At 29.8% G+C, this 11832-nt stretch carries 13 protein-coding genes; 12 read left to right on the forward strand and 1 reads right to left on the reverse strand.

Going from position 1 to position 11832, the window contains the following annotated elements:
- The 9 genes from ABJD66_RS16600 to purD form a co-directional block, all read left to right on the forward strand.
- A partial coding sequence (locus ABJD66_RS16600; RefSeq protein ID WP_348133733.1) for a hypothetical protein occupies positions 1 to 465 on the forward strand: 465 nt, incomplete at its 5' end.
- Positions 462 to 992: a hypothetical protein gene (locus ABJD66_RS16605; RefSeq protein WP_348133736.1), complete on the forward strand. Its 531-nt coding sequence runs from the start codon at positions 462 to 464 to the stop codon at positions 990 to 992. The genes ABJD66_RS16600 and ABJD66_RS16605, both read left to right, overlap by 4 nt.
- Positions 982 to 2145 carry a hypothetical protein gene (locus tag ABJD66_RS16610; protein WP_348133739.1) on the forward strand — a complete coding sequence of 388 codons (1164 nt, stop codon included), beginning with the start codon at positions 982 to 984 and terminating at the stop codon, positions 2143 to 2145. The genes ABJD66_RS16605 and ABJD66_RS16610 overlap by 11 nt, the downstream gene beginning before the upstream one ends.
- Positions 2120 to 3118 carry a glycosyltransferase family 4 protein gene (locus ABJD66_RS16615; RefSeq protein ID WP_348133742.1) on the forward strand — a complete coding sequence of 333 codons (999 nt, stop codon included), beginning with the start codon at positions 2120 to 2122 and terminating at the stop codon, positions 3116 to 3118. Before ABJD66_RS16610 ends, ABJD66_RS16615 begins: the two co-directional genes overlap by 26 nt.
- Positions 3108 to 4304, forward strand: a complete 1197-nt coding sequence (locus ABJD66_RS16620; protein WP_348133745.1) for an O-antigen ligase family protein — start codon at positions 3108 to 3110, stop codon at positions 4302 to 4304. Before ABJD66_RS16615 ends, ABJD66_RS16620 begins: the two co-directional genes overlap by 11 nt.
- A complete protein-coding gene (locus tag ABJD66_RS16625; protein WP_348133748.1) occupies positions 4297 to 5034 on the forward strand; it encodes a WecB/TagA/CpsF family glycosyltransferase in 738 nt (245 codons plus the stop codon). Before ABJD66_RS16620 ends, ABJD66_RS16625 begins: the two co-directional genes overlap by 8 nt.
- 30 nt (positions 5035 to 5064) lie before the next feature.
- Positions 5065 to 6417 (forward strand): undecaprenyl-phosphate glucose phosphotransferase, encoded by a 1353-nt coding sequence (locus tag ABJD66_RS16630; RefSeq protein WP_348133750.1) that lies wholly within the window; start codon positions 5065 to 5067, stop codon positions 6415 to 6417.
- Between the two features lie 8 nt (positions 6418 to 6425).
- Positions 6426 to 7400: a UDP-glucuronic acid decarboxylase family protein gene (locus ABJD66_RS16635; protein WP_303539687.1), complete on the forward strand. Its 975-nt coding sequence runs from the start codon at positions 6426 to 6428 to the stop codon at positions 7398 to 7400.
- Between the two features lie 154 nt (positions 7401 to 7554).
- Positions 7555 to 8826, forward strand: a complete 1272-nt coding sequence (purD, locus tag ABJD66_RS16640; RefSeq protein WP_348133754.1) for a phosphoribosylamine--glycine ligase — start codon at positions 7555 to 7557, stop codon at positions 8824 to 8826.
- Between the two features lie 110 nt (positions 8827 to 8936).
- On the opposite strand, the gene ABJD66_RS16645 is transcribed toward purD, so the two are convergent.
- Positions 8937 to 9170, reverse strand: a complete 234-nt coding sequence (locus ABJD66_RS16645; protein WP_100894348.1) for a uracil phosphoribosyltransferase — start codon at positions 9168 to 9170, stop codon at positions 8937 to 8939.
- A 419-nt stretch (positions 9171 to 9589) separates the two neighbouring features.
- Here ABJD66_RS16645 and ABJD66_RS16650 point away from each other — a divergent pair, with 419 nt between their 5' ends.
- Genes ABJD66_RS16650 through ABJD66_RS16660 form a run of 3 tightly spaced genes read left to right on the forward strand, consistent with a single transcriptional unit; the run spans position 9590 to position 11813 of the window.
- Complete coding sequence (locus tag ABJD66_RS16650; RefSeq protein ID WP_232732595.1) at positions 9590 to 10150, forward strand: hypothetical protein; 561 nt, start codon at positions 9590 to 9592, stop codon at positions 10148 to 10150.
- Between the two features lie 30 nt (positions 10151 to 10180).
- Complete coding sequence (locus ABJD66_RS16655; RefSeq protein WP_348133758.1) at positions 10181 to 10780, forward strand: DUF4254 domain-containing protein; 600 nt, start codon at positions 10181 to 10183, stop codon at positions 10778 to 10780.
- A gap of 37 nt (positions 10781 to 10817) precedes the next feature.
- Complete coding sequence (locus ABJD66_RS16660) at positions 10818 to 11813, forward strand: glycosyltransferase family 9 protein (protein ID WP_348133761.1); 996 nt, start codon at positions 10818 to 10820, stop codon at positions 11811 to 11813.
- Positions 11814 to 11832 lie beyond the last annotated feature (19 nt).

Raw genomic sequence — 11832 nt, forward strand, 5'->3', positions numbered from 1 at the left:
CACATAGAATTACTTAAGGCAAACTATATAGGAACACCTTCCGCAATCATTAAAAAAAGTTGTTTGTTGTCTATTGGTGGTTTCGATGAATCACTACCAAGGCTACAAGATTGGGACTTATTCATCAGGCTTTCATTTTTATATAATTACTTTATGATAAATGAAGTTTTATGTGATGCTTACTTACAGGATAATAGCATAACTAAAAATACTAAGGCATTGATTAAAACTATTAATATTTTTAATGTAAAATTTAAGAATCAAATTAGCTCTCTGTCAAGAAGGGATAAGTCAAGTGTTTATGAAAAGTATGGCAGTATGTTAATAAATGAAGATGAGAAAAGTTTGTCTATTAAGTTTTTTAAGAAAGCTATATTACAATATCCTTTTAGGTTAATGCTGATTATTAAGTTTATAATTATAACATTATTTGGTTTGAGAAATTATAAAAAAATTAAAAGGTGAGGAGTTTTAAAAGAGATGTTGAATTATATAAAATTGGGAAAAAAACCTCTACCCTTAGGGTTTTTCTTGATATTAATATCTGGATGGTTTTAATATATAGGTTTTCAAATTATTTTTATAATAAAAATCTTTTTTTTATTTCAAAAATATTTTGGTTATTCAATCGAATAATTTTTTCAATTGATATTGATCCAGGAGCTTCATTAGGACCTGGTTTAAAATTAGTTCATCCTATAGGTATAGTTATTGGAAGAGATGTGTTTTCTGAAGGGGATTTATTTATTTATCAAAATGTAACAATTGGAGGTAGTGATAATAAGATTAGGTATTATAATGGGAGAAAAATCGAGCAACCATATTTTCACAATAATGTAAAAGTGTATTCATCCTCTGTCGTTATAGGGCCAATAGTTGTAGGTAACAACTCAGTGATAGCCGCTAATTCAACAATTTTTAAGGATATTTCAGCCAATACTATGGCTTATTCTGTTAATATGGTTAAATCAATAAAAGAAATTGAAAAATAATTTAGTCATAAAATATAATGATACATTATTATTCTTTTTATTGGGAATATTTTGTTTTGGAGGAGCAATAGGTAGGATATATATGGGGCTGTCTATTTTTGATTTGCTTTTATGTATAACCTTTCTTAGAAGTTTATTAAAAAATAAGTTGTCTAATTCAACACTTTTTTTTTTAATTATTTTGTGTTTAGGTATTATATCTACACTGATTGGGGTCATATTTACAGAGGTTCGTTATTCTTACTTTTTAACGGAATTTAGGTTTTATTTTTATATACCTATGTACTGCCAAGTAATAAAAAACTCCAAATTTAATAATGAATTAATTAATAAATATTTTAGGGTTTTATTGATATTATATTTAATTATATATGTTTTTTTATTAGAACCTGGAGGGTTTATTTTTCAAATTTTTAATAGTATAAGGTCAGACCTAGCATTAGATTTTGTTGGTAGAATTTTGGGACCTCAAGTAATTTTTTTATCAATTGTATTCTTTATCACACTTAACTCTAGCAAGAAAATAAACACTTTAAATACTTTTTTATATTCCATATTAATAATTTTAATTTATGTAAAAACAGGAGAAAGAACTGTTTTTTTAACGAATATACTTCCGATAGCCTGGATTATTTATGAAAAAAGAAGCATTTGGATGCTTTCTGTTATACCAATTCTTACAACTGTTATACCTCTTTACATAAATGAAACACAAATTAAAAGGTTTAAACGTATTTTAAACCCATTGGATGACCCAGCTTTTATATATAGGATTGAAAACGTTAGGGTTATGATTCTTGAAAATATGAGTCAGTCGATTCATAGTTTTTTTTGGGGAATGGGGTTTGGTAGTGTTTATAAAGCTAAAGTTTTTACGCATCCCGTTGAGAGTTATTTTTTAGACAATTCATTTGTAATGCTTGTATATAAGTTAGGAATTCCTATAGCTCTATTCTTCCTAATATACCTTTATTCAAGATGTTGGAAATTAAATTTAATTCAAAAGGTATATTTAATAATATTTATTACAATTCCAGCGCTTACCAGTTATCACTTAATTTTACAACCAGCGTATATATTAAGTTATTTTTTCGCAATTAAAATTTTAAATAAAAAAAAGAATCATAATGAAAGTTATCCATTTGTATCCTAATTTTGATAATATAGGAGGGGCTCAATCAATTATAATTGAATTGTACTTAGGTATGAAGCAAAGAAATATAGAGGTTAAAATTGCAGGTTTAACTAATTATGGACTTATAAATGATCGTTATAAATTAAAAATTGAAAAATCAGATTATATTAAATTAGATTTTTCTTTTTTCTTGAAAAAAAATGATTCAGTTTTGATTTCTCATCATAGAAAACTTACTAGTTTTTTTGTTATGTTGAGTAAGTTTCCCTTTTTTTGCTTATCAATAATACATGTATCTCATAATGAGTTTTTTGACTTTAAATTTTTAACTTTTTTTCCCAAAAAAATAATTGCAGTATCAGAAAAAGTGAAATCTAATTTAATGTCTGTGTTTAATGTAGATAAATCTAGAATAAATGTAATTTATAATGGACTTGAATCTAGTAAAGTCGATTTTTCAAAAAGAGATTTTATAAAAAATGACATTATAAAATTATTGTATCCAGCTAGAATTACCTCAGTAAAACAACAATTAGAATTAGTTAAGGAAATTAAAAAATCAAAGATTCAAAATATTAAAATAGTTTTTTGTGGTGATGGCGTAAATTATAATGATTTAGTTCAATTGGTCGGAAACGACACTAGATTTATAGTGAAAGGACTCGTTGAAAATATGGATGAAGAGTATCTTAATTGTGATTTTGTTTTGCTTTTTTCAAAAAACGAGGGGCTCCCAGTTTCCTTAATAGAAGCATGTAATTTTTCTAGACCTATTATTTGTAATGATGTAGGCGGAAATCTAGAAATTGTAGAAGACAATGTTAATGGTTTTGTGGTTAATTCATATTCATCATTGATTAAACGCATAGGGGAATTAAAGAAGATAACAAAAGTTGACTATGAATTTTTATCTAAAAATAGCAAAGTAGTTTTTGAAAAAAAATTTGTGAAAGAAATAATGTTAAATAAATATACTCAGTATGTCAAATAATAAAATAGGTGTCTATTTAATTTTAATAACGTGTTTTTTATTGCCATTTGATAAAGTTTTTGGAAGTATAGCAATTGGGTTAACATTTTTATTTTCTGTTTTTAGAATAGTAAGAGAAAAAAGATATAACGAAATATTAAGTGTAGCTTTCTTTTCATGCGTAACACTATATCTTGTGTATATCGTAGGTATGTTTTATACAACTAATGTTAAATACGGTTTTTCTTTTTTATCATCAAAGGTTTCATTTCTTTTATTTCCTATTATTTTTTTGGGAATAAAAACCTCAAAGAGGGAAATAATTCAAATATTTATTGTTTTTGTTTTTTCTTATAGTTGTAGGTGTATCTATTTTTTATACAATTTTTTACCTAAAATTATTGGAGATGGATTTGAAAAAAAATGGTCTTTTCAAGAAGTTTATGCTAATGGAGGGTTTCATCCAACTTATATGAGTTTGTATTCTATAATATCAATTATTATATTAATATATTTTATTAGAAATTCTTTAAAGAAAAACATAAGTCTATTTTTAATTTTTTTTCACGTATGTTTAATTTATTTGTTGGCTTCGAGAATTGCTATTATAACTCTTTTAGTGGTAGTAATCATTTTTTCAATTTTTTTAGCGTTTAAAAAAAGAAAACTTAGAAAACAAATTATTATAACTGGTATAATTTCTATTTTATTACTGCCAATAGGTGTATTAATTAACAAGGATTTTAAGTATAAGTTTTTACAACTAAAAAGCATTAATAATTTTGAATATAATAAATATGATGCGAGTAGCATTTCAACTAGAATTGCTAAGTGGAAATCAGCAATAGAAATTAGTAAGGAGAATATTTTATTAGGTTCAGGAACTGGAGATTTACCCGATGAATTGATTAAACAATTTAAAAAAATAGATTGTCTTCAATGTAAAGTTAAGAAATATAATAACCCACATAACCAATATTTAGATTCATTATCACGTAATGGAGTTTTAGGGTTATTAGGATTGATATTTTTATTGGGCCATCCTTTGGTAGTCGCAATAAAAAGGAAAAATATATATATGTTATTAACTAGTGTAACATTTTGTGTTATTTTAATTCCAGAGTGTATTTTAAATGTTGAAAAAGGAGTTGAAATATTTTGTTTCTTTAATTCCCTATTACTATTTAATTTTATTAAGAATGATTGACATATATATACTCAATACCCATATTCATAATTTAAGTATGGAAGAGACTTTAGAGATTATAGATACTACTATTTCTAAAGGAGAACAATTACACCATGTAGTTGTTAATGCGGGTAAGATAGTTGCAATGCAGACAGATTTGCAATTGCGCCTAAGTGTTAATGAAAGCGATTTAATTAATGCAGATGGTCAGGCAGTAGTATGGGCCTCTAAAATTTTAAAAAAACCATTAAAAGAACGTGTTGCGGGCATAGACCTTATGGTTAACCTTGTTACATTGGCTGCTAAAAAGAAATATAAAGTATTTTTCTTTGGAGCAAAAGAAGAAGTGGTCAAAGAGGTCGTAAATAAATATTCAAATCAGTATTCTTCAGATATTGTAGCTGGTTATAGAAATGGCTATTTTAAAAAAGAAGAAGAAAAGGAGATAGCAAGAGAAATAGCTGACAGCGGAGCAAATATTTTATTTGTAGCAATAAGTTCACCTACCAAAGAAAACTTTTTATACGAAAATAAGGAACTTTTAAAAAAGGTGAACTTTGTTATGGGAGTTGGTGGTAGTTTTGATGTTGTTTCCGGCAAGGTAAAGCGTGCTCCATTGTGGATGCAAAATTATGGTTTGGAATGGTTTTATAGGTTTGTCCAAGAGCCTAAGCGTATGTGGAAACGTTATTTGGTTGGTAATTCTAAATTTATGTACCTAGTTTTGAAAGAAAGATTAAAAAGTTAATATCTTTGACTTTTTACATCAACTCACTAAATGCTATCCAACCAACACAGATTTTCTTCTTTATTAATTCCATTGTCATATGGGCTAGATTTGCTTATTATAAATCTATATGCCTATTATATGCCTATTAATTTTGTGAATGCATTAGTATTTCATTGTTACCTATCGTGTGCTTGGGTTATACTATCGCTAAAAAGTAATTTTTACGAGGTTTACAGGTATAGTAAGGCAACTAGAATACTAAAATTACTTTTTACACAGTTTGTATTTTTCTTTTTAATACTTTATGCTTTTATAGGTTTCTTTAAGCAGCCAAATATAAGTAGGCTAGAGTTGGGTAAATATTTTTTGTATGTAGGTTTAATCATATCTATAGTTAAATTTGCTAATTATTATATTTTAATGAGCTATAGAAAGCGAATTAAAGGGAACCTAAGAAATGTTGTTGTTATCGGTAAAAACAAAAAGGCAGATCAGCTTGTAAAGGTTTTTCAAGAACGTGTAGAATACGGTTTTCAGTTTTTTAAACAGTTTTCAACAAAGTCCGAGGATTTTAATTTGGACAGTAGTTTTGATTACATCTCCAATAATAATATCGATGAAATTTATTGTTCGGTATCAGAATTAACAAATAAGGAAATGACTAACCTTATTAACTTTGCTGATAATAATTTAAAGACGCTAAAGTTTATACCAGATAATAAAAACATCTTTTCAAAGAAACTAAAGTTCGAGTATTATGATTATATACCAGTGCTTTCTTTACGTGAAATCCCTTTGCATGAAGGTATAAATGCATTTGTAAAACGGTTATTTGATTTTGTTTTTGCATTACTGGTTGTGGTTTTTCTGCTGTCTTGGCTTGTGCCCTTAATGGCTATTATAATTACTTTAGAGTCCAAAGGCCCTGTTTTCTTTAGGCAAAAAAGAAACGGTATAGATAATGAAGAATTTTACTGCTATAAGTTTAGATCTATGGCTCCTAACAAGGATGCAGATAATCATATGGCAACTAAAAACGATATGCGTATTACCAAAGTAGGTAAATTTATACGTAAAACAAGCATAGATGAGTTACCTCAGTTTTACAATGTACTATTTGGGTCTATGTCTGTTGTTGGTCCAAGACCACATATGGTAAAGCATACTAGTGAGTATGCTAATAAAGTAAACAAATATATGGTAAGACACTTTGTTAAGCCGGGTATTACTGGTTTAGCACAGGTAAGAGGGTATAGAGGAGAAATAGAAAAAGACGAAGACATTTTAAACAGAACAAAGTTTGATATTTTTTATATTGAAAACTGGTCTTTATTTTTAGATTTGAAAATTATAGTACAAACCGTACTTAACGCTGTTTCTGGAGAAGAAAAAGCATATTAAAATATAGAATGAAAAAAGTACTTATTACTGGAGCGGCAGGATTTTTAGGATCTCATTTATGCGACAGGTTTATTAAAGAAGGTTTCTACGTAATTGCAATGGATAATTTAATTACGGGAGATTTAAAAAATATTGAGCACCTTTTTCCTTTAGAGAATTTTGAGTTTCAACATCATGATGTTTCTAAATTTATTCATATTCCTGGTAAACTAGATTATATATTACATTTTGCATCACCAGCAAGTCCTATAGATTATTTAAAAATTCCAATTGAGACATTAAAAGTTGGTGCTTTAGGTACACATAATTTGCTTGGAGTAGCAAAAGAAAAAAACGCTACTATTTTGGTAGCTTCCACCTCAGAGGTGTACGGAGACCCATTAGTGCATCCGCAAAACGAAGAATATTACGGTAATGTAAGTCCGGTTGGACCACGTGGTGTATACGATGAGGCTAAACGTTTTATGGAGTCTATTACTATGGCGTACCACCGTTTTCACGGACTAGATACGCGTATTGTTAGGATTTTTAATACCTACGGACCAAGAATGCGACTAAACGATGGTCGTGTTGTACCCGCGTTTATGGGTCAGGCTTTACGAGGAGAAGATTTAACGGTCTTTGGTGACGGAAAGCAAACAAGGTCTTTCTGTTACATAGATGATCAAGTAGAGGGTATATATAGGCTTTTAATGAGTAATTATAGTTACCCAGTTAATATTGGTAATCCGCATGAAACCACTATAGGCGAATTTGCAGAAGAGATTATTAAACTTACTGGTACAGAGCAAAAGGTAATTTACAAGCCTTTACCAACAGATGACCCAATGCAAAGACAACCAGATATTACTAAAGCAAAGGAATTGTTGGGTTGGGAGCCTAAAGTTTCTAGAGAAGAAGGACTAAAAATTGTTTTCGACTACTTTAAGTCGTTATCTCCAGAAGAATTACAAGATAAAGAACACAGAGATTTTTCTAAATAGAGAGTCAAGAGAAAAGAACCTAAAGAATAGAGGAAAGAATTTTGTCTTGCATCTTATTTTCTAACAGCCCAGCGATCTATACTCTCACTTCTTTTTTCTTTTTTTTAAAGGATATTAAATCGTCATACTGTATTTTTGGGCAAACTTTTACAATATGAACATTCTTATCCTTGGTTCTGGCGGTAGAGAACACACTATTGCTTGGAAACTTAATCAAAGTAAAAAGCTAAATAAACTTTTTGTGGCACCAGGTAATGCTGGTACTGCTTCAATAGCAAAAAATATACCAATTGGTGTAAACGATTTTCAAGCAATAAAAGAGGTTGTTCTTGCAGAGCAAATAAATATGGTTGTAGTTGGTCCAGAAGACCCTTTGGTAAATGGTGTGCATGACTTTTTCTTAAACGACATCGACCTAAAAAATATTCCTGTTATAGGACCACAAAAGGCAGCTGCAACTTTAGAGGGTAGTAAAGATTTTGCTAAAGAATTTATGATGCGTCATAACATTCCTACTGCAGCATATAAAAGTTTTACTGCGGATACCTTGGCAGACGGGCAAGCTTTTCTGGAAACCTTAAAGGCTCCGTATGTACTAAAAGCAGATGGTTTAGCAGCAGGTAAAGGTGTTTTAATTTTACAAGATTTAGATGAAGCTAAAAAGGAACTAGCAGCAATGTTGGTAGATTCTAAATTTGGAGATGCTAGTACAACTGTTGTTATTGAAGAGTTTTTAGACGGAATAGAATTAAGTGTCTTTGTACTTACAGATGGTAAAAACTTTAAAGTATTGCCAACAGCTAAAGATTACAAACGTATTGGTGAAGGAGATACAGGCTTAAATACAGGCGGTATGGGAGCTATTTCACCTGTTCCTTTTGCAAGTGATGAGTTTATGAGTAAAATACACTCACAAGTTGTAAAACCAACGGTAGATGGACTTGTAAAGGATAACTTACCATACAAAGGTTTTATTTTTATAGGACTGATAAAAGTAGGAGAAGAGCCTAAGGTAATTGAGTATAATGTACGTTTAGGTGATCCGGAAACAGAAGTTGTATTACCACGTTTACAAAACGATTTAGTTGAGGTTTTTGAAGCTGTAGGTAACCAAACATTAGATGCTATAGATATTAAAATTGATGAGCGTACGGCAACTACAGTTATGACAGTTTCTGGTGGTTATCCTGAAGCATATGAAAAAGGAAAAGAAATTACAGGTTTAGATACAGTAGAAGGTTCTATTGTTTTTCATGCAGGTACTAAATTAGATGGTGATAAAGTGGTTACTAACGGTGGTCGTGTAATGGCAGTAACATCATTTGGTACTAATTTTAAAGATGCTTTAGCACAATCATACAAAAACGTAGAAAAGCTTCATTTTGATAAAATAAACTACAGAAAAGACTTAGGTTTCGACTTGTAAAAGAAGTTAGCTAACTAAAAAATAAAAACCCAACTAGTAACTACAATAGTAGCTAGTTGGGTTTTCTTATATAAGTAAATAGGTTTTAGCCGGTACAGCCAAATAAATATTTAAATTTTTATGTAAGAATGTGCATTTACACTCTTATCCTCTTCATTGTTATTAGAGTGCTCTTTAAGTTGTAACATCCAATATACCATTGCTATTGCTCCAATAATCATAAAAACCCAGTTAAGCGTATTTGCTGCCCACCAGTTTTCTAATTCTAATGCTCTTAGTAAATCTAAAGGAGCAAAAAGTACATCAACAAATAAATCCTCTATTGCTTTAAAAAATGTTTTCATCTTATATGTATATTTACCCTGCAAAAATATAAAAACTCTAGATGATTTCAAGCTTTTTTAGCAAAACAAAACCTATTAATTACATAATTGTACTTACTTTACTGTTGGTATTTTTTGGCATGGCTCGTTTTTTAGGGGGTAATGTCTTGTTTTCACTCGAGTTAATTGGTATAAATGTTGGTGTAGTTTTAGTACTGTTTTTTACTATTTTTCTTGTCAATTTTATAGTAAAACGCAATAAAATTACTCAAGTAAACTCTTTTGCGGTCCTTTTCTATGCCTTATTATGTGTTTTTTTTCCAGCTTCACTAACAGATACTAACGGTATTTTTTGCAGTTTTTTTATTGTTTTAGCAACTAGAAAAATTTTAAGCCTAAAATCTTTAAAGGAAATTAAATATAAAATTTTTGATGCTTCAATGTGGATTATTATTGCTAGCCTGTTTTATGATTGGGCTTTGCTGTATTTAATTTGGGTATTTATAGCCATTTATATTTATGAGCCTAAAAATATAAGAAACTGGTTTTTACCTTTATCAGCTTTTGTAGCAGTTTCATTAATAGTTTCGGCGGTATTAGCAGCTATGGGTAATTTAAACTTTATCGTAGAGCATTACATTTTTACATTAAAACTAGATGCAGATATGTTTAAAGAGTGGAGCAAAAGTTCTGCAACCATAGTGTATTTAATAGTTGTAATTATTGTAGGTGTCATTAGCAGCATAAAAATTGGCAAAATAGGTGTTGGCCGTTTAGCAAGTATGCGACTTGTAGCAATATCTTTTACCATAGGTATTTTTATAACTTTGTTTGAGACTAACTTGGGTTATTTTCCAATAATGATTACCTTTTTTCCTGCAGCAGTGTTTCTTACCAATTATATAGAAATTTTACGTAAACCTCGTTTTAAAGAGCTAAACCTTTTTATAGCTATTTTAGTCCCAATAACGGTATTTGTATTTAAGGTTTTACTGAAGTAAAATTGGTATATTTGCCTAAAATTTTACAGTATGTTTAGTGATTTTGCCTTTAAAATATTTAACGAAAGTATAGATAAATACCACATTTTAGATGATGTGTATCAATCTTTTGAAAATCCATATCCAAAGGATGAAATAGCACACTTATTATACCGTAAAAACTGGATAGACACTGTGCAATGGCATTATGAAGACATTATTAGAGATCCAAATATAGATCCTGTAAGTGCTTTAAAATTAAAGCGTATGATTGATGCCAGCAATCAGGATAGGACAGATTTGGTGGAATACATTGATAGTTACTTTTTAAACAAATACCAATCGGTACAAGTAAAAGGTAATGCAACCATTAATACAGAAAGTCCGGCTTGGGCTATAGACAGGTTATCTATTCTTGCTTTAAAAGTATATCACATGCAAGAAGAAGCAACTAGAACAGATGCTTCTGATGAGCACCAACAAAAATGTAGCGCTAAGCTCTCTGTTTTATTAGAGCAGAAAAAAGATTTATCTACAGCAATAGATCAACTAATATCAGATATTGAAGACGGTAACAAGTATATGAAAGTATACAAGCAGATGAAAATGTATAATGATGACGAGCTAAACCCAGTGCTTCGTGGAAAATAAGCCTCAGGACCATATTTTAATAATTAGGTTGTCTGCAATGGGAGACGTTGCAATGACTGTTCCTGTTGTAAAAGGACTATTGCAACAAAACCCTACATTAAAAATTACGGTCTTAACTAGGGCATTTTTTACACCAATGTTTGCACAATTGCCCAACGTACAAGTGTACCAAGCAGAGGTAAAAGGCAAGCATAAAGGTGTAAACGGACTCTATAAATTATTTAAAGAGTTAAAAGCAATGAATGTTACTGCAGTTGCAGATATTCATAACGTTTTACGTTCTAATATTCTTAAACAGTTTTTTAAATTATCAGGTATTCCTTTTATACAAATTGATAAAGGCAGAGCCGATAAAAAAGCGCTAACAGCAAGTAAAAACAAAGTTTTTAAGCAACTACAAACTACGCAGCAACGTTACGTTTCTGTTTTTGGTAAATTAGGATTTCCCATTAAGCTAGACGATTCTTGTGCTTTAGAAAAAGAAAAATTATCTGATACTGCTATTGCATTACTACCAAAAGAGCCAAAAAAGTGGATAGGAATTGCACCATTTGCTGCTTTTGAGGGTAAAACGTACCCTTTAGAACTTATGGAAAAAGTGGTAAATAAGTTAAATGAAAAAGACACTTATACAATTGTTCTCTTTGGAGGAGGAGATAAAGAAAAAGAAGTCTTAGAAAAATGGGAACAAGACTACAGCAATTGTGTTTCTGTGGTTAAAAAACTAAGCTTTAAAGAAGAACTTTCTTTAATTTCTAATTTAGATGTTATGTTGGCTATGGATAGTGGCAACTCACATCTAAGCGCAATGTTTGCGGTACCTACAATAACACTTTGGGGAGTTACACACCCATTTGCTGGTTTTTATCCATTTGCACAACAAAGCACAAATGCATTGCTAGCAAACAGAGACAAATACCCACTTATACCAACATCTGTGTATGGTAATAAATTTCCACCAGGTTATGAAAAAGCTATGGAAACCATACAGCCAGATGATGTTGTGAAAAAGGTTTTAGAGGTTGTTGGGTAGTCCCTATGGTTATTTATAT

This window comes from Cellulophaga sp. (assembly GCF_039943695.1).
GTDB lineage: Bacteria > Bacteroidota > Bacteroidia > Flavobacteriales > Flavobacteriaceae > Cellulophaga.